Below are 24,607 nucleotides of genomic sequence, written 5' to 3'. Positions count from 1 at the left end.
AGCAGGGCGATGTGCGGCGGCCCCGCGAAAACCATGATGGAACACATGAGCACCGCAACCTTCACCCACACCGGCCAGGGCGCCCGCCGAGGTGCCACCATCGACTCCGCCGCCGACCAGCAGCGCCACGGGCTGGGCGGCACCCTTCGCGCGATCAAGGTTTTCGCGGGGGCGGCGATCAGCGTCGTCCTCCTCGGGAACTACGCCGACGAGAAGTAGAAGCCGGGGCGCCGCCCCTCTGCGAGGGGGTCAGACTCCGTCCCCCGACAGCAGCTCGTCCGCGTCCACGATCCGGTACGCGTAGCCCTGTTCCGCCAGGAACCGCTGGCGGTGGGCCGCGAAATCCTGGTCGACGGTGTCGCGGGCGACGACGGAGTAGAAGCGGGCCTCGTGCCCGTCCGCCTTCGGGCGCAGTACGCGGCCGAGCCGCTGTGCCTCTTCCTGCCGGGACCCGAACGTTCCGGAGACCTGGATGGCGACCGTCGCCTCGGGCAGGTCGATGGAGAAGTTCGCGACCTTCGAGACGACCAGCACGCTGATCTCGCCTTCCCGGAAGGCGTCGAAGAGCTTTTCCCGCTGCGCGTTCGTCGTCTCGCCCTTGATGACGGGCGCGCCCAAGTGCTCGCCCAGCTCGTCGAGCTGGTCGATGTACTGGCCGATGACGAGCGTCTGCTCGCCCTGATGCCGCCGCACCAGCGCCTCGGTGACGTGGCGCTTGGTGTCGGTGGTCGCGCAGTACCGGTACTTCTCCTCGGTCTCGGCGGTGGCGTACGCGAGCCGCTCCGAGTCCGTGAGGTTGACGCGCACCTCCACGCAGTCGGCCGGGGCGATGTAGCCCTGCGCCTCGATCTCCTTCCACGGCGCGTCGAACCGCTTCGGCCCGATGAGCGAGAAGACATCGGACTCGCGCCCGTCCTCCCGTACGAGCGTGGCGGTCAGCCCGAGGCGGCGGCGGGCCTGGAGGTCGGCGGTGAACTTGAACACCGGCGCGGGCAGCAGGTGCACCTCGTCGTAGACGATGAGGCCCCAGTCGCGGGAGTCGAAGAGCTCCAGGTGCGGGTAGACGCCCTTCCGCTTGGTCGTCAGCACCTGGTACGTGGCGATGGTGACCGGACGGATCTCCTTGCGCGTACCGCTGTACTCGCCGATCTCGTCCTCGGTGAGCGACGTGCGCTTGACCAGTTCGTGCTTCCACTGCCGGGCGGAGACGGTGTTGGTGACGAGGATGAGCGTGGTCGCCTTCGCCTGGGCCATCGCGCCGGCGCCGACGAGCGTCTTGCCCGCGCCGCAGGGCAGCACCACGACGCCGGAGCCGCCGTGCCAGAACCCCTCCACGGCCTGCTTCTGGTACGGGCGCAGCGACCAGCCGCTCTCGTCGAGGTCGATGGTGTGCGCCTCGCCGTCCACGTAACCGGCCAGGTCCTCGGCCGGCCAGCCGAGCTTGAGCAGCGTCTGCTTGATCTGCCCGCGCTCGGAGGGGTGCACGACGACGGTGTCCGGGTCGATCCGCGCCCCGACCAGCGGCTGCACCTTCTTGGAACGGAGGATCTCCTCCAGTACGGGGCGGTCGGTGGACTCCAGGACCAGCCCGTGCACCGGGTGCTTGAGCAGCTTCAGCCGCCCGTACCGCGCCATGGTCTCGGCGACGTCGACCAGGAGGGCGTGCGGCACGGGGTAGCGGGAGTACTGCACCAGCGCGTCCACGACCTGCTCGGCGTCGTGCCCGGCCGCCCGCGCGTTCCACAGCCCGAGCGGCGTGACGCGGTATGTGTGGATGTGCTCGGGGGCGCGCTCCAGCTCCGCGAACGGCGCGATGGCCCGCCGGCAGGCCTCCGCCTGCTCATGATCCACTTCCAGGAGCAGCGTTTTGTCGCTCTGGACGATGAGGCAGGACACACATTCCTCCATGGATAGGTCGTCTCGCGACAGGAACAACATCTGTCACGGCACGGGATATGCCCCGCGCCCGACGCCGGAAGGGTGTCCCGGCCGACGCGCCGGGGTGCGCGCCACCCTCCATGGTCGCTCATCGCGGGAGGAGGGCGGGGCCGCTTCCCCGAAGGAGGCCATGGGGGTACGGCGGGTACGGCTGTGAGCCCCACCAGTCGGGACCGGGGGGCTCACAACGCCGGCGAACGGCTACGAACCGAGAGATACGAGCCGATCAGCTCTCGCTGAATTCGCGAGACTTCACACATGCGGCGCCGGGGACACTCCAACAGAGGTCCATGAAGTATTTCGTGCTCCCCACGACGTTGTAGGTCTTGCTGTCGCAGCCCCCGTCACCTCCGTCGGTGATCGTCCACAGGAGCTTTCTGTCGGAGGCGCGGTACAGGGACATCTGAACACCGTGGCCGTCCGCGTTGGTGTCGCATACCGTGAATTTGTCGCCGTCGTCCTTGAAGTGTGCGGTGCCGCGGCCATTGAGGACCACATTTACGTCCGCCGCATAGGCCGGGGATGCTCCCAGCGCCAGTACTGCGCCCAACGCGAGGGCCAGACCCGCGGTCGATCGGACTGCGTTCTTCAACCTCATGACGTCTCCCCTTTGTGCGGCTTTGTAGGGCGAAACCGGTGCAGTCTCCCTTTCCTGACTGCCGGCCCGAACTATTGCGCACTGTCGCCGCACGGGGCAACGGGTAGGGGATATTCCGATTGCCGCCATTCTGTGATGCCTGAATTCTCCGGTGTTGCCGGATATGGGCCGCGTGGATTCACGTCATTTGTCGAGCGGCGTCGATGCCGCCTTCGTTTCTATAGCCTTCGTTTCTACCGTTTCCGTGCTGTCGCGTTCACACCTAGGGGATGAGCCGCTTTTCGAACCAGTGGTGGGCGTAGGACTCGTCGTTGAAGGCGGGCACCTCGGTGTAGCCGTTGTCGCGGTAGAGGCGCGTGGCCGCCTCCAGGGCCTTGTTGGTGTCGAGGCGCACCAGCTCTCTGCCGTGCCGGACGGCGCGAGCCTCCAGTTCGGCCAGGAGGCGCCGGGCCAGGCCGAGCCCGCGGGCGCTGGGGCGGACCCACAGCCGCTTGATCTCGGCGGGCGCGCCCGCGGGCAGCTTCAGCCCGGCGCAGCCGACCGGCTCGCCGTGCAGCCGGGCGACGAGAAACAGGCCGCGCGGCGCGCGCAGCTCGCCCGGGTCGGGGAGCCGGCTGTTCGCGGGGTCGAAGCCGCCGTCGAAGAGTTCGTGCAGCTCGGCGGCGTACGAGCGGAGGCAGTCCACGGCGTCCGGGTGGTCGGGGTCGAGCACTTCGAGGGAGACCACCGAGGCGGTCAGCAGCCGTTCGACCTCCGCCATGGCCGAGGTCAGCCGGTCGCGCTGGCGGGCGTCGAGCGGATCGAGCAGCGACGCGGCGAGCGCGTCGCTGCGGTCGTCGAGGAGTACGCGCTCCTCGCGCCCGGCCTCGGTCAGCCGCACGGTGCGTACGCGCCGGTCGCGGGGGTGGGTCTCGACGGCGACGAGGCCGTCGCGCTCCAGCGCCCGTAGCAGCCGGCTGACGTAACCGGAGTCGAGGCCGAGCCGGTCTCGTACGCTGCGGATGTCGTGCGTCTCCGCGTCGCCGATCTCCCAGAGCAGCCGCGCCTGCCCGTACGGCCGCGAGCCGCCGAGGTAACGGTCGTGCAGCACGCCTACGCGCTCGGCGACCGTCCGGTTGAAGCGCCGTACCTGTTCTACCTGCTCAACTTCCGCTACCTGCTCCACAGTCATTCTCTGACCTTAGTCAGAGAATGACTGTGGAGTAAACGACACGGCTGTTTCAGCCCTCCTCGGCCCGGCTCCGCCTCGGGCTGAACCCCGCTACGGCCAGCCGGAAGAGGCGTTCCGCCTGGGCGCCGGGGTCGGGGTGGTGCTCCGTGCCGAGGGTGATGCCGACGGCCAGCGCGATCAGGTCCGCGACGGTGACGCCCGGCGCCACCGCGCCGTCCCGCGCGGCGCGGTCGAGCAGCGGGCCCGCCGCCTCCTCCAGCACGGCGGAACAGGTGTTCTCGTGCACGCTGTCGGGGCTGGCGCCGTCGTAGCTCAGGGCCGCCGCCAGCCCGCGGGCGGAGACGCAGTAGGTGACGAGTTCGCTCAGCCACTCCAGGAGGGAGTCGCGGCTGTCGCCCGCACCGGTCAGGTCGCGGGCGCGGGCGCACAGGGCCTCGATGCGTTTCTGGGAGACCGCGATCAGCAGGGCCTGGCGGCTGGGGAAGTGTCGGCGCACGGTCGCCGAGCCCACCTCGGCGGTGCGGGCGATCTGTTCCAGGGAGGCGTCGGCGCCGTGCGCGGCGACCTCCTCCTCGGCGACGGCGAGGATGCGCGCGTAGTTGCGCCGGGCGTCGGCGCGCTGGTGGCCGGGCATGGCGTCACCTCCGTGTTTGCTAAGTGGCGGGGCCCGCCATATCGTACGGGAAGAGAAACGGCGGGCCCCGCCGTTTAGTGTGTGAGCGCCCGAGGAGCGTCATGTCCACAGAACCCGCATCCGCGCCCGTATCCGCGTCCGCGTCCGTACCCGCGTCCGCGTCCGTACCCGCGTCCGCGTCCGTACCCGCGTCCGCGCCCGCATCCCCATCTGGGTTCCCCTCCGCATCCGCGCCCGTGCTGGTCACCGGCGCCACCGGCAGGCAGGGCGGCGCGACCGCCCGTGCCCTGCTCGCGGCGGGCGTACCCGTCCGCGCCCTGGTACGCGACCCCGCCACCGACCGGGCCAAGGCCGTCGCGGCACTCGGCGCCGAACTCGTCACCGGCGACCTCCAGGACCGCGACTCCGTGGTCCGCGCCGCCGCCGGCGCCCGCGCCGTCTTCTCCGTGCAGATGCCCGGCATGAACGCGGACGGCCCCGACTTCGCAGGGGAGATAACCCAGGGCACCAACCTCATCGAGGGCGCGAAGGCCGCCGGAGTGACGCAGTTCGTGCACACGTCCGTGAGCGGCGCGGGCCGGCACACCGAGACCCCTGGCTGGGCCGAGGGCGAGTGGGCCTGGATGGAACCGGTCATGGGCGCCAAGACCGCGATCCAGGACCGGGTCCGCACGGCGGGCTTCGAGCACTGGACCCTGCTCAAGCCCGGGTTCTTCATGGAGAACTTCCTGCCCTCCATGCGGTACCTCTTCCCCCGCGGCATCGAAGGCGGCCTGGTCACCATCCTCGACCCCCAGACCCGGCTCTCCCTGACCGCCGTCGAGGACATCGGCCAGGCCGCCGCAGCGGCCATCACCGCACCGGAACGGTTCCACGGCGTGGAGCTGGAGCTGGCGAGCGACTACCTGTCGATGACGGAGATCGCCCAGACCCTCTCCCGCGTCCTGGACACGCCGCTGCCCGTCCCCGACATGACCGACGAACAGGCCGTCGCCGCCGGCATGCCCCCTATGGGCGCCTCCCACAAGTGGCTCAACGCCGCCGGCCAGCCCGCCCGTCCCCAGTACGCCAAGGCCCTCGGCCTTCCCCTCACCACCTTCGAGGACTGGGCCCGTGAGCACATGCGAGCCGACGCCTGACGCGCGCTGTCGGCGTGAGTCCCGTACGAGCCAGGGGCGCCCCTCGCCTCGTACGGACGGGGGCGCCCTCGCCTTGTACGGACGAGGCGCCCCTCGTCTCGTACGGGCCGGAGGGGCTGGGCGGCCCGGCCCGTACGGGGGGCGTGGGTGAGGGCCGTGGTGGGCCGACGCCGACGGAGTCATGCGTACGCACGCACGTACGTACGGCATACGTACGGCATGATGACCGCCATGCGGAGGGGTGAGGGCGGGGGGCTCCGCCGGTTGCGGCCGGGGCGCGGACGAGACGAGTCAGCGTCGGCCGAGGTCGGGGCCGGGGGCGAGAGGGAGGCGGAGGCCGATGCGGAGACCGAGGCCGAGATCACCGCTTTTGGCGAGGCCCTGAACGCTCATCCCTTCAGCCCCGGCCAGCCCGGTGCCACGGACGCGATGCGTGCCGAGTTGGCGCGCGCCCTCGACGCGTACGAGCAGGCGAGGCGGAACGCCGACGGCGGCCGGAGCCGGGCGGGCGCACTCGACGTCCTGCGCGCCCTGGATGACGGCAGATACGCGCTGGCCTGCCTGGATGCCCTGCTCGCCGACGAGCCGCTGCCCGAGCGGATGCCGTCGTGCTTCTTCGACGACCGGCACGGGCGGGCCGTCCGCCTGGTGAGGTGGGCGCCGCCCGGGGGGACTGCCCGCGACATCGCCGTCTGCGCGGCGGACGCGGTGCGCCTGGCGGAGCGCCCGCGAACGAGCCCGAGCCCGAGGCCGAGCCCGCGTCCGGGATCGGGTACCCGGCCGGCGTCGGGGCCGGGCCGGATCGCTCCGCGGCCGGCGCCGGAGTCCGGCAACAAGCCGCTGCTCTCCGGCGTACGGGCGCCTGCGGCCAAGTTCCCGGAGGCGGCTCCGCTGAGCGCCCCTCAGCCGCAGGTCAGCGGGGAGGGGAGCGGTGGCGCGGTGACGCATCGGCTCGCCATGCCGACGTACCGGCCGGCCCTCATGGTCTTCTCGACGCATGAGCGGGCCCTGGTCAATCTGCGTTTCGAGGACGGGGCGGGGCGTTCCTCGCGCCTCTATCGCTTGACGGGCGGCGGCGCCCCCGTGGTCGCCCGGGTTCCGCTGCCCTCCGGGGCGGCGAAGGCGGTGGCCTTCCAGGTGTTCGCCGCTGGTGGCGGGGGGTCGTGGACGGCGGGCCCGGCCCCGCTGCGCGAAGCCCCGCGCTTCCACGGCGAGATCAACGGCGCCGGCTCCGATGTCGTGCACTACCGGGGGGAGCCGGGCCGGGGTGTGCTGCGGTACGAGGGGCCGAGCGTGATCCAGTTGGAGGCCCTGGACGACCGGCTCGTCTACCGGGTGACGGTCGCCGAGGGCAGCGGTGCCGGGGAGTACCCGTTCCAGTGGCCGGGCCGCGGCTACTACCAGGTGCGCTCGGCCGGGGCGTGGAGCCTGTCCACCGCGTGAGGTGGCGTGACGTGAGTCGTCTTCGGCCCGGGAGCAGTGCCTCAGGTGTCGAGGTCGGCTGCGAGTCGGTCGGCGACGGTGCGGGGGGCGCGGCCGAGGAGTTCGGTCAGCAGGGGGCTCGCTTCGGCGAAGTAGCCGGCGCGGGCGGCCTGGTACCAGGTGAACATCAGTCGGGCCAGTTGCTCCGGCCAGCCGTTCGCGAGCTGGGCGGCGACCCACTGGTCGTCGTCCACGACGGTGCGCTTGATGGTGCGGCCGGTGAGGTCGGAGGCGATCTCGGCGAAGTCGTCGAACGTGACGGCGGTCGGCGCGGTGAGGTCGACGGGGCCGTCGTAGGAGCGGGTGCCGGCGAGGATGATGGCGGTGGCCTCGGCGATGTCGGCGCGGTCGGTGTACGGAACGGGGCCGTCCTGCGGCTGCGCGATCTCGCCGGTCTGCTGCCAGGGGCCGAGCACCTGGCCGAGCGGGCCGTAGGCGGCGTTGCGCAGCGCGGTCCAGGCGACTCCGGAGTCGGCGAGGATCGCCTCGGTGGCGATGTGGAAGTCCGACGGCCCGTACGGGTTGCCCGGGGCGGCGCCGTGCTGGCTCGTATAGAGGATGCGCCGGGCGCCGGCCGCCACGGCCGCCTCGATGGCGTTGCGGTGCAGGCCGACGATGTCGGCGGCGGGGTCGTTGCCGGATACCAGAAGGACCTGGTCGGCGCCGGCGAAGGAGTCGCGCAGCGCGGCCGGGTCCTCGTACGAGCCCTGCCGCACGCGCACGCCCCGGTCGGCGAGGTGCCGCGCCTTGGCGGTGTCGCGGACGCTGACGGCGATCTGGTCGGCGGGTACGCGCTTGAGGAGGTGCTCGACGGTGGTGCCGCCCAGCCCGCCGGTGGCGCCGGTCACAACGATCATTTTCTCGGCCTCTTTCTGCTCCTATGCGCCCACGGTGACCGTTTCGGAGGTGGGCGGACCATAAGTTGACCAGATGGGTCAGCTTCTCTTTCGCTGTCGACGGTAGGTAAGCTGACTCCGCGAGTCAAGTTATGCCGCACGTGGCGGGGAGAGGTCAGGAAGAGGTGGAAGAGGTGGTGGAGACCATGGCGGACGCGGTGTCCGCGGAATCCCGGCCGCGCGCTGACACCCGGCTGCGCGCTGACGCTGAACCGCGCGCTGACGCTGAACCGCGTGCCGAGGCCCGGCTGCGTGCCGACGCCCGGCGCAATTCCGAGCAGATCCGCTCCGCCGCGATCGGCGCCTTCCAGGGGCGGGGCCTGACGGTGCCGCTGGAGGAGGTCGCCAAGGCGGCCGGGGTGAGCAAGGCGACGATCTTCAACCGGTTCGGCGGCCGGATCGGCCTCATCGAGGCCGTCATCGAAGAGGTCGTCGCGGCGGAACTGTTCGCCGTCATCGACCGCGCGCGGACCATCGGCGACAGCGGCGAGCGGATCGCGTACTACCTCACCGCCCTCCGCGACCTCCAGTACCGCCAGCCCGCCGTCAACGACGTGCTGCTCCAGACGTATCCGGACTCGCGGCAGCTCATGGAGATCTGCCGGGTCGGAAGCGACGCCAACGAAGAGATCATCGCGACGGCGCGGACCTGCGGCGTGCTACGGCCGGAGTTCACCGCGGACGACCTTCACGCGCTCGTCATCGACACCGCCCTCGCCCTCAAGCACGGCGAACTGCCTCCCCGGGACGCCTACGACCGCCGCACCACGTACCTCCTGGACGGCATCCGCGCCTCGGCCTCCGGACGGCCCTGAGCGCCGGGCATCGCGGGATGCCCGGCGCTTCGCAGGGGGGCTGGAGGCTGGCCCTACTGGTCGGGCCGGGGTCAGGGGAGAGGAACGGAAGTCAGGCCGGCGACCGTGGTGGTAGCTCTGGAACCGGCTCCGAGCCCAGCCCCAGGGCTGTGGTCGAGGATGGGGTGTCCCCAGAGGATCTGCCAGATCGCGAAGTAGCAGATGGGGCAGGCGTAGAGGGTGGACCGTTCGCCCCAGGGGCCCGTCTCCTCGCCGGTGTCGGCGACCACGCTCTCGCCGCCGCACCGGTGGCAGTACCCCTCCGTCCAGGACGCCTGCGCCCAGAGGGCTTCCGGCGTCATGACGTACGACCGTGGGGGCGCTGCCGGTGGGTTGGCTGTTGCCGGTGGTGCGCCAAGAGCACTTCCATGCACTTCTGGCACCAGCACACCGGCACCTCGCACCCCTTGCCGAGGATGACGGCCCCCTGGAGGGCTCTGTCCTCTTCGGGGAGGGCGCGGCGGCACATGTAGCAGTGCGTTCCCGCGTCGGGCAGCGGGTTCTCGGATTCCTCCGGCTCGCTCATGACCTCGGCGGTCACCGGTTCGGGCCTCTCTGGGCGCGCCGGGCGCGCCGGGCGCGCTTGGCCTCGTACGGCGCGCTGTCGTCGAGGTTCAGCGGTACGCGGCCGTCGAGTTCGACCAGCCGCCCGCCGGGGCGGCCCCGCGGGCCCACCACGGTCCGCGCCGCCACCGTTACGGGCCTGAGCGGCGCGCTGCCGCTACGGCCGGCACGCATGCGGGTACCTCAGCTTCGCCCAGACGATCTTGCCGTTCCGTACGGGCCGCACCCCGACGCCGTCCGCGAAGCTCCGCACACAGCTCAACCCCCGCCCGTGCTCGGCCAGTTCGCGCAGGTCGCCCAGTGCGGTCAAGTCCGTTGCCGGTTCAGGGAAGTTCACCAGCACCGACGAGAAGTCCCGCACCTCGATCATGATCGCCTCGGGGCGCCGGCGCATGGTCAGCCGGAAGTGCTTGTCGCCCGTGTGTCTGACATTGCCCACGAGTTCCGTCGCGACGAGCCGTGCGTCTTCGACGCGCCCTTCCAGCCCCCAGCGGCGCATCTGGTCCGCCACCATCTCCCTGACGAGCGGCAGCCGCTGCGGCGCGTACTCCAGCCCCCAACTCTGTATCTCCCGCACGAGATTCGCCCGTACCGCCGATGCGTCTGTGTTCATCGTCGCCATGACTGGCTGCCGCCTCACTGCCGAGGGGTTGGTGGCCCTGACGTTGTCGGCTGTGCGCCGTTTCGGGGCCCCGTGGTGAGCGCCAACTCCGTGACTTGGCACGGTGGTTGGTGCTTCTCTGCCGCACCGGCGAACCGTCCTCCGGTTGCTCTGGCGCGACGCTCATACGATGGGTCCAAGTCCGGCTTTTCTGCAAGTTGTTGGCTGCCAAATCTCGGAACTACACCCTTAGGGGTGATTCGCTATCGACGACCGAGGAGGATGCTGGGAGGTGCCGTACTGTGCGGCGGGCATTCACCGGCCAGCGAGGGGGAGAGCACCGTGAGTCAGCCGACACTCCGTACAGCACGTCGCCGCAGGTTGGGCGCGGAACTGAGGGCGCTCAGAGAGAGCGCGGACGTGTCCGTGGAGCAAGCTGCACGCAAGCTTCACGGCGACAATTCCAAGATCAGCAGAATCGAGACGGGGAGCTACCGCGGCTCGCGGCTTGAACTGGAAACGCTGCTCGACCTCTACGGCGTCCCGGAGCAGGACAAGCTCCGGAAGCGGCTGATCGCGCTGTCGGCTCAGGGCCGACAGCGCAGTTGGTGGCGGCAGCACGCTGACGCGTTGGGGCCGGGCCTCAAGGAGTTGCTTTCACTGGAGTCCGACACCGTGCGGATCGCGGCTTTCCAGCCGCTGGTCGTTCCGGGGCTCCTTCAGACCGAGGAGTACGCCGCTGCGATCATTGGGGGATGCGGTGAGCAACTTTCGGCAGAGGAGATCGATTTCTACGTCTCCTTGCGCGTTGAGCGCCAGGGGGTGTTTCGGCGGAAAGAACCTCCGCAGTACCAGTGTTACGTGACGGAAGGGGTCGTACGTCAAGTAGTCGGTGGACCCGAAGTAATGGCCGGCCAGCTCCGGCACCTCATGCACATGAACGAAGCTTCCGGCATTACCGTCCAGGTCATCCCCTTCCGAGGCCCCTTTGTCAACGTCGGGAGCGCGTTCGTGCTCTTCACGTACCCCGACCCCATGGACCTCGACATCGTCTATGTCGAATATCTGGATGGCACGCTCTTCCTGCAAGAGGACGCCACGGTCTCCAGGTACCGAGAGACGTTTGACGCGCTGAGGTCAGCAGCGCTGTCGCCAGAGAAATCCATGGAATTGATCTCATCGGTCGTGCAAGAACTTGAGAGGAACCCTTCGTGATACGCCACAGCCTCCCCGAGCAGAACTGGACCAAGTCCTCCTACAGCGGCTCACAGCAATCCGATTGCATTGAGACGCAGTGCACGGCTGACGGCTTGATCGCCGTGGGGGATAGCAAGAAGCGCGGCTTGGGCGCGCTCGTCCTTCCGCCTGCGGCATGGGGAGACTTTGTGCGTGCCGTGAAGCACGGCAACTTCCGCGACATATAGCGAGCTGCCATTTGAGGGGCGGCCGACCGATGCCGCCAAGCCCGCGACGCGCGGCGGTGAGGGCCGCACCTTGCTTCGGCCGCTTGGGCACGTGCCGCCACGGAACGCTCCAGCGATCCCTTGAGTTGATCTCGCCGGGCGCACGAGACTTCGACGAGTGGTGAGGAGCCGTCCTATGACCCGATCCGGCCTTCCCAAGGGTCGATGGAAGAAGTCCTCTTACAGCGCGGACCAAGGCCCTACCTGCATAGAAACCCAAGTCACTGACGAAGGCCTGGTTGCTGTGGGAGACAGCAAGGAACGCGGCCTGGGCGCGTTCGTGTTCCCCACGGCGGTGTGGGCGGAGTTCGTGCGTGCCGTGAAGCGCGGGGAGTTCGGGGACGTATGGCGCGGCCGGTAGGCGCGGCTTGACGGCTACGGGTGTTGGTTGCTGGCGCGGTGAAGGCCGGGCCGTAGCTTGGTCGGTGTTCCGGATGGGGCGAATGCGTGGTGGAAGGTGAAGGCGTCGGGGGCGGAGCCGTGGGCGTGGAGGTGTTCCAGTCTGGTGACTCCGTCTTGCCAGGTGGGTACCGTGCCGTCGAGGACCCACCAGAAGACGTAGCCCGGGTGCTGATCCCTTTCGAACCAGTCGTAACGCCTGTTGAGGGCGGTGCGGTGCGGGCCGGTGTAGACGGCGTCGAAGGCGGAGTTCAGGTCGGTCCAGAGGGAGAGGGTCGCGATCATGGCGGTGGTTTCCGCGGTGCGGCCCTTCTCGTACCAGGCGGGGGCGGTGAACTCTCCCCATTCGCCCCAGTCCTGATCGAACAGGGTTCCCTGGCTGTTGTCGGCGTCAGCCGGTTCGGCTTGAGCGATGTAGCCGGGGTGGCGGCGGATTTCCCGGTCAGCGCCCTCGCTGGATACGTGGAATTCGCGCGTAAGGGGACCGGGGTCGGTGAGAGGCGCCTTCAGGGTGCCGAACGTGTACAGAGCGAGATGGGACATGTTCTGCTCCCTGCCTCGTCAGGCGACGGGTACGGGTAGGGACAGCACCGAGGAGTCGCCGTCGCCCCAAGTTCCTCGGATTCGGCGCCTGGTGATTTTCCAGCCCTCGTCCGTACGGCGGAGGTTGTCGTCGTAGTCGCCACCGAGGATGTAGTGCCCGCCGCCGGTGGCTTCCGCGCGTACGTGCTGGGCGATGAAGGTGGCGTGCGCGGTGGCGGTGCCGGGGCGGGTGTCGGCATCGACGGTGATCTGAACATTGCCCACGAGGTGTTGGGTGGCGTCGAAGGGGTCGAGGAACGCCTTGGCCCCCGCGATGATCGCCTCGCGTCCGTCGGCGGTGGCGTTGCTGCAGTCGCCTACGGCTTCCGGGGCGTAACAGGTCGCGAGGAGATCCCAGTCGCGGGCGTTCATGGCGCGCGCGACGGTGTATATCAGCTCGGTGATGGCGGCCCGGTCAAGGAGCTCTCGGACGGGACCGGATTCCACGGAAGTAGTGCCCATTGCGGTTCTCTCCTTCGGGGTGGAAGAGCGCGTATCAACACTTTGGTGTTGTGGCCCGGTGCATTTCGCCGGCTTGCCCGTGGGTGCGCTCCAGTACGACGACGGGGACCTGCCGGCCCGATGCCGCCTCGAATTCGGCGAACTTGGGTACGAGCGCTATCTCCTTGGCCCAGAGCCGCTCACGCTCCGCGCCTTCCGCGAGCCGCGCGAGGGCCGGGACTTTCTCCGTGCCCACCTCGACGGTGACGTGCGGGTTCGCCATGAGATTCCCGTACCAGACGGGGTGGCGCGGGCTGCCGCCGTGGGTTCCGAAGACGGCCCACCCGTTGTCGACCGGCTGGTAGAACAACGGGTTGATTCGCTCGCGCCCGGTCCTGGCCCCGGTGTGGTGTACCAGGATGAGCGGCATTCCTCGCTCGTCGAATCCGGGGAACCGGGGCGGGACGGGGCGGCCCGCGGCGAATTCCTCTTCGCTGCTCCAGGGCACGTAGCCGCCGTTCGCTCGGAATTCGGCGATGATGGGGTGCCGGTAAGAACGCTGTCACCAGCCGCAAACGACGAGGGTCACGTCCGGCGACGTGCGGCGGGGTCGCGTTCGGCGACGTGTCGGGCGACCGAGTCGACGCCGGGACGGGCGTAGCGCTCCAGGGAGCGGACGGAGGCGTGGCGGGAGCGGGCCAGCAGCATCGGGGTCGAGGTGCCGTCCTCCGCGTCGTGCGTCAGGGCACTGTGCCGTAGGCGGTGGAGCGTCCACCCGTCCAGGTCCTCGATGTCCTCGGGTGAGGCGAGGGGGTTGGCCAGCAGCCGGGTGTTCTCCTCGAAGATCTCCTCGGCCCGGCGGTAGGAGAGCCGGGCCCGACTCGTCTCCGGACAGACGTCGAGGGTCGGCGTTCCGGCAGGGGCCTTGCGGTCGGTGAGGAACAGTGGGCCGCGGGTGCGGCGGGCGATGAGGCGGGGCAGGAGCTGGGCGGTGCCGGACTGCCAGTGAATCCATTCGGTCGCCCCGCCCTTGGCGGTGATCTTCCCGCGTTTGTCCTGCGGGTACAGGTCTTCCACGTTCAGGCACAGCACCTCATCTGCCCGTGCGGCACTTTCGTAGAGGAGCTTCCAGAACGTCTTCTCTCTGAGCTCGACGTCCAGGCGCCACAGGGCGGCGACCTGGTTCTCGGCCAGGGCCTTGGTGCGGTCGGGCGGGGCCGGCCGCCGCTCGATGCCGATCGTCGGATCGCGTTCGATCCAGCCCTGGCGCTGCCACCAGCCGATCGCCTTACGCGCGATGGACAGCTCCCGGTTGACGGTGTCGGCGTCCATCTCGTCGGCCCGCGCCGCCGCCAGCTCGGCCAAGACCTCAGGCAGTGCCGGGTCGTCGATCGCGGCCACGGGGAAGACGGGCGGCTTCGCGCCGCGGCGGGCGGGTCCGGTCGGCGCCGGTTCGCCGGCGAGCATCCACCCCCACGTCGTGAGCGAGATCCGGTAGATCCGTGCGGAGGACTTCGCGATGCCCGCTCCGGTGAGGTACCGCTCGACCGCCGCGGTGTACGACGAGGGCGGGGCGGACAGAGGCACCACCCGGGCGCGCGGCACACGCAGTACGCCCCCGCTCCCGAGTTCGGTCGCCGGTTCGATCGTCATACCTGTCCCGCCCCTCCGGCTCTGTCGCAGTAAATGCGTACACCTCGCCCCGGCGGCCGGGATGCCCCGCCGCAGGTCGCGATGATCACCGTAGAGGCCCTGCCGCAGTAAATCCGGCATTTACTGCGGCATCCCACCCTGACGGCACGGTTGTCCGGTCTCGCTGAACGTGGGCCAGTCGCAGTCGATCCGGACCATCTGCCCTTGATGGCCCAGGTCGGTTGAGACGTCGCAGGCCCTCGGCCCGCGCCGGTTTCAGAGTTCGCGGTGGTGGTTCAGGTTGAGTGAGACGCCGCCGTACGGAACGTCTCACTCAACCTGAACCACCGCAGGTCAGGCCGTGATCGTGGGTCACCTTGGTTGAGACCGGACAACGGTGTTCAGGTACAGGTCGGCCTCTCCGGGTATGCGGGCGTGAGCTGCGGCAGGGGGCGTCAGACCGAATCGGGTTGCATTGCTGCCCCCGTCTGCAGCAGTTCGTTGCAGGCGGTGACGATGGCGGGGGTGACTGTGGTGAGGTCGGCGTTCCAGGTGACGTTGGGGTTGACTTCGCAGACCAGGAACTCACCGCTGGGCAGGAACATCAGGTCGACGCCGGCAACTCTAATGCCCAGGATCCGCGCTGCCTCGATCGCCAGTTCCTCGCCGCGAGGGTACTGGCCTGGGCAGACGGTGACCTCTGCACCCTGGGCCAGGTTCGAGACCATGCGCCCGCCGGTGGCCCGATGTGACTGCGCCGCCACTGCCCGCCCGTCCACGACCACCACTCGCAAGGACCGGCCGTGGGAGGAAGCAATATAGTCCTGCATGAGATAAGGAACCTCGGTGCGCAGACTGCCCATGACGCCCTGGAGCATAGCGGCGTCGGGGGCTAGGAAGACCTGCTTGCCGCGGTGGCCACGTACGGCCTTGACCACGCACGGCTCGGGCATGCCGCTCGCGACCAGCGACTCCAGCGTGGCGTCCAGATGAGTGCGGGTGTCAGGAACCGGGATTCCGGCAGCGGCCAGGTCCTGCAGATGCCAGAACTTGTTGGCGCAGCTGAGTACCGAGGAGATCGGGTTCACCAGAACGGTGCCCATGGCCTCCAGGTGCCGGAGCAGTGTGATCTCCCGCTCTAGGGACAGTACCGGCGTCGACAGCCGCGCGTAGGCCACCCGCGGCGCGGCGAGTTCCCGGCCCTGGCCGTCGAACAGGGACAGCCGCCCCGCAATGACTCCCAGGAACAGGTCCTGCATGCGCACCATCTCGCACGCCTTCCCGAACCGGGCACGGAAGCCATCCTTCAACTCCTCCGACGTCCGGTTCTGGTCGAGCCCGGGTCCGAACACCAGCCATACGGACTCGGCACCACAGTCATTAACCGACACGCGCATTCCTCCTTCGAACAGATCGCCCCACTGGGCTGACTTCTTGAGCTGGTTGAACATGGTTTTGCGGTCCAGCCCGAGTTCATTCGTCCGCCACGGTTGCTCGCTCGGCCCTGTCGGCAGGGGCCCGGGGGCGGGGAATGGTTGCCGCGGCAAGGTCGAGGCGCGCGCCCATGTCGAGATTTACCTCGCCGTAGGGCCGGACATGGGACCAGAACAGCGGGGTCAGGCCGCGCCGGTCGGCTCGCGTGAGGAGGTCGGCCCACTCCGGTTCGCCGAGGATGTCCTGGAGCATGAGGGTGTTCACGTAGACCAGGGCCGATTGCAGAATCCGCAGGCACAGCACGAACATCTCCTGCTCGTCGCGCCGGTTCGAGGCGATCTCACCGCCCTTGCCGTAGGCGATCACGGAGTTCGCGCCGTTGGAGGACTCCATCACGTTCAGGCCCTCCTCGATGTCCCGCTGGAGATCCCGTAGCCGCAGGTAGCGGGCCACGAAGATGGTTTTCTGGGCGCGGCCGACCTCCAGCATCGCCGCGTAGGTGGGGTGGGAGGCGTTGCGGGTGAAGCGGCGCAGGATCGCCTCGGTGGACGCGGTACGGGTCCGGATCGCGGTGGCGTACTTGATCATCTGGTCGTACTGCTGGGCGATGAGTTCCCAGCGGATTGGACGGGTCAGTGCCGGGGTCAGCTGCGGGTAGGCGTCCGGTTCGCCGGCCACCGGCCGGTACAGCTTCACCTTGTTGATCCGCTTGATCCTCGGCAGCAGGTCGAAGTTCAGCAGCCTCGTGACGCCGAACCCGATTTCCGACTGGCCATGGCTGTCTGTGTAGTTGGCCTCCACGTCCATGGTGGTGCCGTGCCGCATCGCGCCCTCGATCATCGCGGCGACCTCGGACGCGGTGCAGTTGATCAGCTGAGAGTGGATGGCCAGCGACTTCTTCTCCACGTGCCAGTAGATGAGCACCCCACGGCCGCCGTAGCGCGAGTGCCACTCCGTGAACAGGTTCTGGTCGTAGGCACGCACGTGCGTGGAGTCGGAGGCGACCGCGGTCGAGCCCTGACCCCACAACTCGGTGCTGCGGGCGGCAAAGGTGGCGTTCGCGATCTGGACGGCGATGGCGCGGGCGGCCTCCGCCGACAGGTAGCGGCGGCGCACGTAGCGCAGTTCATCCTCGGTGTGGCCGTGGCCGCCGGACGCCACGGCCTTGATCCCGGTGTTCGTGCCGTACGCGTAGATCACCAGCAGCAGGCGTTCGGCCAGCACCTCAGGCGCGAGGCTGCCGCCGCCCGAGACAGAGGTGACCGCGTCCAGGCAGCCGGTCCGCAGCACCGCTTCCTTCAGCATGTCGACGAGCGGCACGATGCCCCAACGCCTCTGCACCTCGGCCTTGACCCTGCGCAGGTTGCGCGGCTCGGGCTGGGCCTCGGCCGCCGTAAGCCGGATCGCCCCCGACTTCCGCTCGGCAATGTCCAGCCAGGACAGCTTCGGCATCTGGTCGTTGAGCAGGGTCAGCTCGGCCGTCATCTGCCCCCGCAGCTCGTCGACGAACACCGCGGCGTCCAGCGGCTTGCGCAGCTCCCGATAGTTCTCCGCCCGCCGGGCCTCGAAGTCGGACGGCAGGTCCTCGTCCGGGTTGCGCCACTTGTCGGCGCCGACCACCCAGATCTCCTTGCACTTGAGCTGATCGCGCAGGGCCTGGAAGGCGACGACCTCGTAGACCATGCGCACCACCCGGCGTCGGCCCCGCTTGTCGGTGCGGTGCACGACCTCCGCCCAGTCCCCGCCCATCGCCTTGTGGACCGGCACCGTCTCGCCCAGCGGGTAGTACGTGGTGTTCCCCGCGCTCGCGTACCGCGCCACCAGCGCCAACGCCTCGATCACCGGCCGGTGTGTGTGGTTGGAGGAACGGAACTCCAGCACGTCCAGCAGCCTGATCAGCCCGCGCCGGTAGTGATTGGTGTACGACGCCTTCAACGTGGTCTGCACCGTGCGCCGGTAGACCGGCCCTCGGGTCTTGAACTCGTGCACCAGCTCCCGCAGCGTCGCCTCGCCCCCGGACACCGCCGGGAACACGACCTGCCGCACGGTTCCCTCCGGGGTGCCGAGCGACGCCTCGGCGAGCTTGAAGAGGATGTTCTCCTTGCCCGACACCTTCTTGAACGCGTTGATGAGCTGCTCGGTGACCTTCCTCTCCGCCCGCGCACCGATCCGGTGCACCGTGGAGATCAGCAGCTCCACCAGCGTGTCGGTGATCTCCCGCTCCCGCTCGTGCAGCAGCGCGGCCAGCAAGGTGACCCGCAGCGGCACCGGGTGCGTCCGCAGGTGGGAAGGCGACTCCACCGCGGCCCGCGCCCGCCAGCCAGCCACCACCTTCGGCGCGACGTCGATGAACAGATCCCGTGGCAGGCCGATCGCCCGCACCGCCAGGAGCTTGTCGATCTCGGTCAGCATCGTCTCCAGGCTCACGTTGCCCGGCGCTTCCTTCACCTTCGCCAGCACCGGCGGCGCGTCCTCGCCCTCCGTACCGCCACCCCCGGGTCCGGCATCGTCCTGGTCGACGCCGCCGGCCACCAGCGCCACGATCCGCTCCACGCTCTCCACGGTCAGCCGAGAGGAGATCAGGGCCGTCAGCGACTCCTCAGCCGCCCGCAGAGCGGCCCCCACAATGCGGTCGCACCGGCCCGCCGTGGGCGGCTCGATGCTCTCCGTGCGGCAGCGGGCCAGCAGTTCCACCCGGACCTGCTCGGGCCTGCGTTCCTTGTGCGCGACGTGCTCGGCCAGATACGCCGTCAGCTTCTCCGCATCCGCGACGCTGCACTCACGGAACCCGAGGTGCTCCCGGATCTGCGCGCGGTGGTACTCGACCGTGCGGCCCGTCCAGTCGTAGAAGCCCAGCTCCGAGGCGGGTACCTGCACCTGCCGGGCGATGAACTCCACCGCCTCACCCGCCAACTCGGCGCGGCCCCGGGGAAACCGGCCGTACTGCGTATAGAACTTCAGCAGCACGGCGAAGCCCAGGCGCGTCGCACCACGCTTGCCGGACACGAGCGCCTGCTCGTCCTTCAAGAGCGTCCAGTGTTCGACGAGTTCATCCAGGTCCAGCGGAGTACGGGCCACGGTCGACGATCGTCCTCGCAGAGCTTCACCCGCCGCAGCCGTACGGCCTCGGACTCACCCACACGAGTGACACCCTCGCAAGATCACCGCCGTTTGCGGCTGGTGACAGCGTTCTTACCGGCACCCCGAGGGGTCTGGCATGGCGTCTCCTTCGCTAAGCGGAGCAGGTGCTCCACAAAGTAGCACGAGGTGGAGCGCGTGCTCCGGATAAGGCCGATATGCTCGGCCGCATGGCAGAGGCTGAACGAGCAGTGGCCGAACGGCCGGAGCAGACCGCCCGGCGCCGTGCGCCGCGCGTGGACGCGATCCGCAACCGCGAGGCGATCATCGAGGCGGCCTCCGAAGTGCTGGCCGCGCAGGGCACCGCGGTGGACGTACGGGAGATCGCGCGCCGTAGCGGGGTGGGTATGGGCACCCTCTACCGGCACTTCCCGAAGAAGGAAGATCTCGTCCAGACGGTCCTGCGCAACGAATTCACCGAATGGGCGGAGTCCGCGCGCCGCGCGGCGATCGACGCCGAGGACCCCTGGGCGGCGCTGACCGAGTTCTACGAGCAGGCCCTGACCGGGTACGCACGCCAATGCGCGATCATGGAGAACTTCGCGCTGACCTGGTCGTCCCCCAACCTGGAGGGCATCCAGCAGCTTCGCCTCGTCATCGACGAACTGTGCGCCCGCGCCGCGGCCGCCGGGCTGCTGCGTCCCGACGTGACCACCGACGACCTGCTGCTCCTGCTGGTCTCACTGGGACACGCCGTCCATCTCACCGACCAGTGCCGCCCCCAGATGTGGAACAGGCTGCTCCGCGTCTCCCTCGACGGCCTGCGCACCGACCACCGCGATCCGCTCCCCACGGACGCCGTACCGAGCCCTGTCGCCACCCGGGCCCCTGTCGCCGCCCGGGGCCCTGCCGCCGCCCGGAACCCTGCCGCTGCCCGGAACCCTGCCGCCGCACCGGCCCCGGACGCCGGCCACCGGGGCGCCAACCACCCGGACCGCCGGTGAACGTACGGCCTGCCGCCCGCCCCGGGCTTCTTCCGGGCCGCATTCGACGGCTCCCATATGCGCGCGTCAACGCGTTGTTGCGTTTGGTGCCTGCCAATAGATTTCTGCCGAGATGAGCATGGAAGACGAGATCGAGACCATCTGCCGGGTCTGCGGATATGACGAAGGCGAACCTCGATGGGTGAACGGATGCGCCTGCAGCGTGATCTGCCGTGCGTGCGCAGCCCAGTCCGGCCTCAATGACAACCTGCTGGAAGGCGTGCGTGAGCTGCGGGGGTACTGGATAGGCCAGGGTGCGCCGTGGTTTCACCCAGAGGACAAGCCGGAAGGTTGGGACCTGCTGAAGCAGATGGCCGACTTGCCTCCCGAATGGCGTTGACCCGAACAAGACCGCGGTCAGTGCCTACCGTTCTCCGTAACGCTGTCGGCCGCCGCCGTACGGACGCACTGGCGCCGCCACCGGCACCACCGCCGCCGTACGGACGCACTGGCGCCGCCATTGGCACCACCCGCTGAAACAGCTCCCATAGCCTGTCCGGGACCAGACGCTCCGCAGTCTTCGCGCCCGAACGCTGCCCGTCGGCGCTAAATGCAACGACGGCGTCTAAAGGGGGCTCCAGGGCGGGGTGAAGCTAGTGGTTCTGCCCCGTAGGTCGTCCCGTAATTGACCGGGCGACATTTGGTCGTTGGCCTTCTTGCGGAGGTCGCATTCGTTACCAAAACAGGACTCGGAAGCCCTTCCGAAAGTTTTGCTTTTGTGATATTCTGTCAAATTGTTGGGTTAATGTCCGCCATCATGATGAACAAGGGTCAACCCAGCCAGACAGCTCTCATGTCGGCCGCGGCACGCGCGGCGCACCTCCTCGTCGACGAGAGTCCCCCGATCTTCACCGACACCCTGGCGCAGACCTTCCTCGGTGAGCGTGCTGAAGAACTCCTCGGCTACCACCGGTCCTATGGCGGGCACCCGGTCCTGTCCGGTGCGCGGACGACGGCCGTTACCCGTAGCCGTTACGTCGAGGACCGACTGGCCGAGCTGGCCGGGCGGGGCGTCGACCAGTACGTGCTCCTCGGTGCGGGGCTGGACTCCTTCGCCTATCGGTCGGAACTTGCCGACGCCGTCCGGGTGTTCGAGGTGGACGAGCCGGCGACCCAGCACTGGAAGCGGGCGCTGCTGGCCGAGACGGGGACGACGGTGCCACCGTCCGCTTTCTTCGTCCCGGTCGACTTCGAGAAGGAGTCCGCCCGGTCACTTACCGATCACCTCGTCCGGGCCGGCTTCGACCCGGGTCGCCCCTCGCTCGTCGGCTGGCTCGGGGTCACGATGTACCTGACCTCGCAGGCGATCAGGCAGACTCTGGCCGTCATCAGCGGCTTCGCGCCCGGCACAGAGCTCATCGTGGAGCACCTCCTCCCCGCCGGACTCCGCGACGAGGCAGGTCAGTCGTATGCGGAGCTGGTCATGGCGGCGGCGGCCGAGCAGGGCGAGCCCTGGCGCACGTTCCTCAGCATCGAGCAGATGGACGCCCTCCTGCTTGAGCACCGGCTCCAGCCGATCGAGTACGCCCGGCAACGCGAGATGATCGACCCCGCAGAGTGGGAACGTACCGACGCGCTCCGCCCGTTCGAGTTGTCCGTCCTCGCCCGCGCGAGCGTCCCCACCCGCCAGGCGGCTCCAGCCCGGTAGCTGATCCGCCAATCGATCTGGCGGCTGTGGGCCCGACAGGCTGCTCCCAAGAGCGGAGCTTGGAGGTCGCCGTGGGCCGCCGGCCGGGTGTAGGTGCGAACAGCGCGCCCCAAGCCCGCCCACCACTCCGGCGGAGCAGTGCTCGTGGTGGCCAGGGATGGGACTTGCTGTGCTCCGTGGTGGCCAGGGGTGGGGCTGGCTGCGGGCCGGGCTGTGTGATGTTGGGGCGACTCCTCGGGGTGATTCTGATGACGAATCCGACTTCTCCCGTAAAAGAGCTGTTTCACGGCGATCATCCGTGGAAATGACCCAAACGGCGCCAGGTCCTCGGTGCCCCCGGGCGCGGGAAGAGGCGCGGGAAGAAGGGTCTGATGGGTCTGTTGGGCAGCCGCGATCACCACCGTCCTTCTCCACTGGACTGCGTCATGCACACGCAGATACTGAAGATCGGGATAGTTCTCCACTTCACCGGCGAACCGTTGAGCCTGCCCGAGTTGCGGGCCCATATCGCCGAGCGGGCGCGCTGCATTCCCGCCCTCTCGGCGGCCATCGGCGGGGCCATCGGCAGCGGCAATGGCAATGGCAACGGCAACGACCGTGGCCGGGGCCCCCGTTGGGCGCGGTTGCCGCTGGATCTGGCCGCGCATGTGCGGGGGCTGGAGCTGCCGGGCGGTGGCGCGGTGGAGGACGCGGTGAGCGGTCTCGCGGATGCCGAGTTCCCGCGGGGCGGGCCGCCGTGGGACATGACGCTGTTGTACGGCTACGCGCCCGGCCGTTACGCGCTCGTCTACCGCGTCAGCCATGGCGTGCTGGACATGGGCGGGGTCGCCCACGCCGTGGAGGCGCTGTTCGGCCCCGGGGCGCTGCCGCCCGAGCGGTCCTCCGCCGTGGCGCGCGGCCTGGAGGGGAGCCCCGGCGGGACGGCCCGGCACGCGGTCGTGGCGGCCCGCCTCCTCGCCGGTGCCACCGCCAAGTCCGGGGTCTGGCCCCATCCGGACCACCCGTTCTCGGCCAAGCGCGCCTACGCCTGGGCCGACGTGCCCCGCGACGCGCTGCGCGACGGAGCCCGCCCCTACGGCGGCACCTGCAATGACGCCTACATCGCGGCGCTCGCACGGGTCACGGGCGCGTGGCTCGCCGAGTACGCCCCACACGCGTACGGGCGCGGCGTCCCCATGAACGTAGCCGTCAACCTCCGGAGCCCCGGCGAGGCCGACATCCTGGGGAACCACGTCGTGAGCGGCCGGCTGATGCTGCCGGGCCAGGAAGCCTCCCCCGAACAGGTCTTCGCCGCCACGCTCCGGGGCACCGCGCCGCTGAAGTCCCCGGCCCGCCGGGCGGCGGTGCGGCGACTCGTCCGGGGCTCGCAGCGGCTGGTCCGCAGCCTGCCGCCACGGCTCATGGACCTGTCGGCGCGCGCCTTCCTCAGCCCGGAACGGGCCGCCGTGCTGTGCTCCAACTTCGTGCTCCGCAACCCCCTGCGGTGGCGCGACGACCCCGTGCACGCGGTGGACGGCGTGACCGCCCTGCCGCCCGGAGTCCCCCTCTCCGTCCTCCTGATCACCTATCAGGAACGGGCCTCGGCCGTCTTCGTCAGCGACCCGGCCCTCCCCGGCATGGACAAGGCCCACCAGCACTGGCAGCGGATCGTCCACGAACAGGCCGCCACGGCCCGCAGCCCCCTGCCGCCGACGCTGCCCCCGCCAACTCCCCGTATCCGTCGGTGAGTTCCTGCGGCCTGAGCGGGACGGCACGCGCGCCCGCCCCGCTCAGGCGTGGGAGAAGACCTTGCCGACCAGGGCCCGCCTGCTGCGTACGCCCGTCTTGGCGAAGATGTTCTTGAGGTGCTGCTGCACCGTGTGCGGCGAGATGAACAGGGACTGGGCGATCTCGGCGGTCGTCGCCGCGTCCAGCACCAGGCGCGTGATGTCCCGCTCGCGGGGCGTGAGTTCGTAGGCCGACATCAGGATCGGGAAGAGCTCCTGGGGGCGTGCCCGTTCGACGATGACCGCGACGCGCCGCTCGCCGCCTTCGTCCAGGGACGATCCGAGGGACGATCCGAGGGACGAGTCGAAGGGCGAGTCGAGGGACGATTCGAGGGGCGAACCGTGCACGACGGCCCAGTTCCCGCTGCGCCCCATCACGCGCGCCCGCGCCGGCCCGCTGCCGTCCCGGGACTGGGGCGTACGCGCCTTGTGCAGGGCGTGGGCCGCCACCGCCGCCAGCGCGGAGGGCAACTGCCCCGCGCCCGGGTCCCCGCCGGGCAGGTCGGCGAGCCAGTACTCGATGCCGGGCGTGCGGGAACGGATCTCCCACCCCTCGGACAGCACGACCATGGCGGGCGCGTCCGGCGGACTCGCCGCCGACGCCTGCCCCAGCAGTACGGCGCGCCGGGTGCCCTCGGCCAGATACGGTGCCGCGGCCGCCAGGAAGCCCTTGTCGGCGTCCGTGAACATCTCGGTGCCCTGCTCGCGGTAGAGCCCGAGCGCGCCCCATACCTCGCCCGTCGGCAGCCCCAGGCGCGTGAGCATCTCCTGATGGGCGCCGATGCGCATGTTGACGTGCCAGCGGGGGCTGTGCGTCGGGTCGCCGCCCGTCGCCTCGTGCAGCGTGGTCACGCCCGTACCGGACTTCAGCATGCCCAGGCCGCGCCCGGCGCCGTCGTCCGCGTAGCCGGTGGCGAGCCAGTCCGGCGGCACCGCTCGCAACTCCTCGTGGAAGTGGCCGGTGACCAGCAGGGACTCCGGGTCCACGGTGAGCCAGCAGGGCGACTTGTAGTGGGGGATCACATCGGCGACGACGGCGGTGCACGCCCGCCAGAAGGACACCGGGTCCCGCGGCTCCCTCGCCAGGCCGGCGATCGCGTCGACCGCTCTGTCGGATATGTGCCCAGCCATGGCCGCAAGGCTACGGCACGCCCCGCGGCGCCCCGAGCCCGGATACCAGGTTTCTGGTATGGCGCCCCGGTCTTCCGTTTCCTACTGTCGAAAGCGACGAAACCGCAGGTCAC

The 24,607-nt window shown here is 69.7% G+C and carries 27 protein-coding genes; 11 read left to right on the top strand and 16 right to left on the bottom strand.

What is annotated here, in order from left to right:
• Nucleotides 1-45 precede the first annotated feature (45 nt).
• On the top strand, nt 46-219 hold the full coding sequence (locus IF55_RS39715; protein WP_169767195.1) for a hypothetical protein: 174 nt from the start codon (nt 46-48) through the stop codon (nt 217-219).
• Nucleotides 220-249: 30 nt separating this feature from the next.
• Here IF55_RS39715 and IF55_RS10390 read toward each other — a convergent pair whose 3' ends face one another.
• The 4 genes from IF55_RS10390 to IF55_RS10375 form a co-directional block, all read right to left on the bottom strand.
• Nucleotides 250-1,896 (bottom strand): DNA repair helicase XPB, encoded by a 1,647-nt coding sequence (locus tag IF55_RS10390; protein WP_245661141.1) that lies wholly within the window; start codon nt 1,894-1,896, stop codon nt 250-252.
• A 268-nt stretch (nt 1,897-2,164) separates the two neighbouring features.
• Nucleotides 2,165-2,536 (bottom strand): hypothetical protein, encoded by a 372-nt coding sequence (locus IF55_RS10385; RefSeq protein WP_030881131.1) that lies wholly within the window; start codon nt 2,534-2,536, stop codon nt 2,165-2,167.
• Nucleotides 2,537-2,798: 262 nt separating this feature from the next.
• Nucleotides 2,799-3,707: a bifunctional helix-turn-helix transcriptional regulator/GNAT family N-acetyltransferase gene (locus IF55_RS10380; protein ID WP_030881129.1), complete on the bottom strand. Its 909-nt coding sequence runs from the start codon at nt 3,705-3,707 to the stop codon at nt 2,799-2,801.
• 49 nt (nt 3,708-3,756) lie between these two features.
• On the bottom strand, nt 3,757-4,341 hold the full coding sequence (locus IF55_RS10375; RefSeq protein ID WP_030881127.1) for a TetR/AcrR family transcriptional regulator: 585 nt from the start codon (nt 4,339-4,341) through the stop codon (nt 3,757-3,759).
• 101 nt (nt 4,342-4,442) lie between these two features.
• On the opposite strand from IF55_RS10375, the gene IF55_RS10370 reads away from it, so the two are divergent.
• Nucleotides 4,443-5,480, top strand: coding sequence for an NmrA family NAD(P)-binding protein (locus IF55_RS10370; RefSeq protein WP_078644080.1), 1,038 nt, complete (start codon nt 4,443-4,445; stop codon nt 5,478-5,480).
• 429 nt (nt 5,481-5,909) lie between these two features.
• The gene (locus IF55_RS38365; protein ID WP_157854331.1) at nt 5,910-6,923 is read left to right on the top strand and encodes a hypothetical protein; all 1,014 of its coding nucleotides are present in this window, start codon (nt 5,910-5,912) and stop codon (nt 6,921-6,923) included.
• Nucleotides 6,924-6,964: 41 nt separating this feature from the next.
• On the opposite strand, the gene IF55_RS10360 is transcribed toward IF55_RS38365, so the two are convergent.
• Nucleotides 6,965-7,819: an NAD(P)H-binding protein gene (locus tag IF55_RS10360; protein WP_030881119.1), complete on the bottom strand. Its 855-nt coding sequence runs from the start codon at nt 7,817-7,819 to the stop codon at nt 6,965-6,967.
• A 173-nt stretch (nt 7,820-7,992) separates the two neighbouring features.
• Between IF55_RS10360 and IF55_RS10355 the strand changes: the two genes are divergently transcribed.
• Complete coding sequence (locus IF55_RS10355) at nt 7,993-8,673, top strand: TetR/AcrR family transcriptional regulator (protein ID WP_245661140.1); 681 nt, start codon at nt 7,993-7,995, stop codon at nt 8,671-8,673.
• A gap of 71 nt (nt 8,674-8,744) precedes the next feature.
• Here the strand turns inward: IF55_RS10355 and IF55_RS10350 are convergent, their stop codons facing one another.
• Genes IF55_RS10350 through IF55_RS10335 form a run of 4 tightly spaced genes read right to left on the bottom strand, consistent with a single transcriptional unit; the run spans nt 8,745 to nt 9,889 of the window.
• Nucleotides 8,745-9,014: a hypothetical protein gene (locus tag IF55_RS10350; RefSeq protein ID WP_030881114.1), complete on the bottom strand. Its 270-nt coding sequence runs from the start codon at nt 9,012-9,014 to the stop codon at nt 8,745-8,747.
• Nucleotides 9,011-9,253, bottom strand: a complete 243-nt coding sequence (locus IF55_RS10345) for a hypothetical protein (RefSeq protein ID WP_030881112.1) — start codon at nt 9,251-9,253, stop codon at nt 9,011-9,013. The genes IF55_RS10350 and IF55_RS10345 overlap by 4 nt, the downstream gene beginning before the upstream one ends.
• Nucleotides 9,250-9,450, bottom strand: coding sequence for a hypothetical protein (locus IF55_RS10340; RefSeq protein WP_030881109.1), 201 nt, complete (start codon nt 9,448-9,450; stop codon nt 9,250-9,252). The genes IF55_RS10345 and IF55_RS10340 overlap by 4 nt, the downstream gene beginning before the upstream one ends.
• Nucleotides 9,434-9,889, bottom strand: a complete 456-nt coding sequence (locus IF55_RS10335; RefSeq protein ID WP_245661139.1) for an ATP-binding protein — start codon at nt 9,887-9,889, stop codon at nt 9,434-9,436. The genes IF55_RS10340 and IF55_RS10335 overlap by 17 nt, the downstream gene beginning before the upstream one ends.
• 330 nt (nt 9,890-10,219) lie before the next feature.
• Between IF55_RS10335 and IF55_RS10330 the strand changes: the two genes are divergently transcribed.
• The 3 genes from IF55_RS10330 to IF55_RS10320 all read left to right on the top strand — a co-directional run bounded on the left by IF55_RS10330 (nt 10,220) and on the right by IF55_RS10320 (nt 11,701).
• On the top strand, nt 10,220-11,092 hold the full coding sequence (locus IF55_RS10330) for a helix-turn-helix domain-containing protein (RefSeq protein WP_030881103.1): 873 nt from the start codon (nt 10,220-10,222) through the stop codon (nt 11,090-11,092).
• Nucleotides 11,089-11,301, top strand: coding sequence for a DUF397 domain-containing protein (locus IF55_RS10325; RefSeq protein WP_030881102.1), 213 nt, complete (start codon nt 11,089-11,091; stop codon nt 11,299-11,301). The genes IF55_RS10330 and IF55_RS10325 overlap by 4 nt, the downstream gene beginning before the upstream one ends.
• 175 nt (nt 11,302-11,476) lie before the next feature.
• The gene (locus tag IF55_RS10320) at nt 11,477-11,701 is read left to right on the top strand and encodes a DUF397 domain-containing protein (protein ID WP_030881099.1); all 225 of its coding nucleotides are present in this window, start codon (nt 11,477-11,479) and stop codon (nt 11,699-11,701) included.
• 14 nt (nt 11,702-11,715) lie between these two features.
• On the opposite strand, the gene IF55_RS10315 is transcribed toward IF55_RS10320, so the two are convergent.
• The 6 genes from IF55_RS10315 to IF55_RS10290 all read right to left on the bottom strand — a co-directional run bounded on the left by IF55_RS10315 (nt 11,716) and on the right by IF55_RS10290 (nt 18,906).
• Nucleotides 11,716-12,282: a DUF3291 domain-containing protein gene (locus tag IF55_RS10315; RefSeq protein ID WP_030881097.1), complete on the bottom strand. Its 567-nt coding sequence runs from the start codon at nt 12,280-12,282 to the stop codon at nt 11,716-11,718.
• Nucleotides 12,283-12,300: 18 nt separating this feature from the next.
• Complete coding sequence (locus IF55_RS10310) at nt 12,301-12,783, bottom strand: nuclear transport factor 2 family protein (protein WP_048831840.1); 483 nt, start codon at nt 12,781-12,783, stop codon at nt 12,301-12,303.
• A gap of 34 nt (nt 12,784-12,817) precedes the next feature.
• On the bottom strand, nt 12,818-13,270 hold the full coding sequence (locus IF55_RS10305; protein ID WP_245661138.1) for a nitroreductase/quinone reductase family protein: 453 nt from the start codon (nt 13,268-13,270) through the stop codon (nt 12,818-12,820).
• Nucleotides 13,271-13,347: 77 nt separating this feature from the next.
• Nucleotides 13,348-14,415 carry a tyrosine-type recombinase/integrase gene (locus IF55_RS40495; protein WP_030881088.1) on the bottom strand — a complete coding sequence of 356 codons (1,068 nt, stop codon included), beginning with the start codon at nt 14,413-14,415 and terminating at the stop codon, nt 13,348-13,350.
• Nucleotides 14,416-14,849: 434 nt separating this feature from the next.
• On the bottom strand, nt 14,850-15,845 hold the full coding sequence (locus IF55_RS10295) for a RimK family alpha-L-glutamate ligase (RefSeq protein ID WP_051776148.1): 996 nt from the start codon (nt 15,843-15,845) through the stop codon (nt 14,850-14,852).
• Between the two features lie 22 nt (nt 15,846-15,867).
• Entirely contained in the window at nt 15,868-18,906 is a 3,039-nt protein-coding gene (locus IF55_RS10290; RefSeq protein WP_048831838.1) for a Tn3 family transposase, read from the bottom strand.
• Nucleotides 18,907-19,136: 230 nt separating this feature from the next.
• Here IF55_RS10290 and IF55_RS10285 point away from each other — a divergent pair, with 230 nt between their 5' ends.
• From IF55_RS10285 to IF55_RS10275, 4 genes are all read left to right on the top strand, one after another.
• A complete protein-coding gene (locus tag IF55_RS10285; protein WP_106980361.1) occupies nt 19,137-19,910 on the top strand; it encodes a TetR/AcrR family transcriptional regulator in 774 nt (257 codons plus the stop codon).
• A 112-nt stretch (nt 19,911-20,022) separates the two neighbouring features.
• Nucleotides 20,023-20,289, top strand: a complete 267-nt coding sequence (locus IF55_RS36975; RefSeq protein WP_078644065.1) for a hypothetical protein — start codon at nt 20,023-20,025, stop codon at nt 20,287-20,289.
• 453 nt (nt 20,290-20,742) lie between these two features.
• Nucleotides 20,743-21,597 carry a class I SAM-dependent methyltransferase gene (locus IF55_RS10280; RefSeq protein WP_030881075.1) on the top strand — a complete coding sequence of 285 codons (855 nt, stop codon included), beginning with the start codon at nt 20,743-20,745 and terminating at the stop codon, nt 21,595-21,597.
• A gap of 425 nt (nt 21,598-22,022) precedes the next feature.
• Complete coding sequence (locus IF55_RS10275) at nt 22,023-23,324, top strand: wax ester/triacylglycerol synthase domain-containing protein (protein ID WP_030881073.1); 1,302 nt, start codon at nt 22,023-22,025, stop codon at nt 23,322-23,324.
• Between the two features lie 42 nt (nt 23,325-23,366).
• Here the strand turns inward: IF55_RS10275 and IF55_RS10270 are convergent, their stop codons facing one another.
• A complete protein-coding gene (locus tag IF55_RS10270) occupies nt 23,367-24,494 on the bottom strand; it encodes a helix-turn-helix transcriptional regulator (RefSeq protein ID WP_157854329.1) in 1,128 nt (375 codons plus the stop codon).
• Nucleotides 24,495-24,607 lie beyond the last annotated feature (113 nt).

The sequence above is a fragment of the Streptomyces varsoviensis genome (genome assembly GCF_000718635.1).
Taxonomy (GTDB): domain Bacteria; phylum Actinomycetota; class Actinomycetes; order Streptomycetales; family Streptomycetaceae; genus Streptomyces; species Streptomyces varsoviensis.
The sequence above is the reverse complement of the archived record's forward strand: the minus strand, read 5'-3'. Positions and strand labels throughout refer to the sequence as shown.

Bases quoted from the DNA above. Each gene is read 5' to 3' on its own strand.
- IF55_RS10340 (WP_030881109.1), bottom strand. From the start codon at position 9,450: ATGCGTGCCGGCCGTAGCGGCAGCGCGCCGCTCAGGCCCGTAACGGTG.
- IF55_RS38365 (WP_157854331.1), top strand. From the start codon at position 5,910: ATGCGTGCCGAGTTGGCGCGCGCCCTCGACGCGTACGAGCAGGCGAGG.
- IF55_RS10285 (WP_106980361.1), top strand. From the start codon at position 19,137: ATGGCAGAGGCTGAACGAGCAGTGGCCGAACGGCCGGAGCAGACCGCC.
- IF55_RS40495 (WP_030881088.1), bottom strand. From the start codon at position 14,415: ATGACGATCGAACCGGCGACCGAACTCGGGAGCGGGGGCGTACTGCGT.
- IF55_RS10310 (WP_048831840.1), bottom strand. From the start codon at position 12,783: ATGGGCACTACTTCCGTGGAATCCGGTCCCGTCCGAGAGCTCCTTGAC.
- IF55_RS10280 (WP_030881075.1), top strand. From the start codon at position 20,743: ATGTCGGCCGCGGCACGCGCGGCGCACCTCCTCGTCGACGAGAGTCCC.
- IF55_RS36975 (WP_078644065.1), top strand. From the start codon at position 20,023: ATGAGCATGGAAGACGAGATCGAGACCATCTGCCGGGTCTGCGGATAT.
- IF55_RS10335 (WP_245661139.1), bottom strand. From the start codon at position 9,889: ATGAACACAGACGCATCGGCGGTACGGGCGAATCTCGTGCGGGAGATA.
- IF55_RS10385 (WP_030881131.1), bottom strand. From the start codon at position 2,536: ATGAGGTTGAAGAACGCAGTCCGATCGACCGCGGGTCTGGCCCTCGCG.
- IF55_RS39715 (WP_169767195.1), top strand. From the start codon at position 46: ATGAGCACCGCAACCTTCACCCACACCGGCCAGGGCGCCCGCCGAGGT.
- IF55_RS10315 (WP_030881097.1), bottom strand. From the start codon at position 12,282: ATGTCCCATCTCGCTCTGTACACGTTCGGCACCCTGAAGGCGCCTCTC.
- IF55_RS10270 (WP_157854329.1), bottom strand. From the start codon at position 24,494: ATGGCTGGGCACATATCCGACAGAGCGGTCGACGCGATCGCCGGCCTG.
- IF55_RS10275 (WP_030881073.1), top strand. From the start codon at position 22,023: ATGCACACGCAGATACTGAAGATCGGGATAGTTCTCCACTTCACCGGC.
- IF55_RS10350 (WP_030881114.1), bottom strand. From the start codon at position 9,014: ATGACGCCGGAAGCCCTCTGGGCGCAGGCGTCCTGGACGGAGGGGTAC.
- IF55_RS10380 (WP_030881129.1), bottom strand. From the start codon at position 3,707: ATGACTGTGGAGCAGGTAGCGGAAGTTGAGCAGGTAGAACAGGTACGG.
- IF55_RS10295 (WP_051776148.1), bottom strand. From the start codon at position 15,845: ATGTTCAACCAGCTCAAGAAGTCAGCCCAGTGGGGCGATCTGTTCGAA.
- IF55_RS10375 (WP_030881127.1), bottom strand. From the start codon at position 4,341: ATGCCCGGCCACCAGCGCGCCGACGCCCGGCGCAACTACGCGCGCATC.
- IF55_RS10320 (WP_030881099.1), top strand. From the start codon at position 11,477: ATGACCCGATCCGGCCTTCCCAAGGGTCGATGGAAGAAGTCCTCTTAC.
- IF55_RS10370 (WP_078644080.1), top strand. From the start codon at position 4,443: ATGTCCACAGAACCCGCATCCGCGCCCGTATCCGCGTCCGCGTCCGTA.
- IF55_RS10360 (WP_030881119.1), bottom strand. From the start codon at position 7,819: ATGATCGTTGTGACCGGCGCCACCGGCGGGCTGGGCGGCACCACCGTC.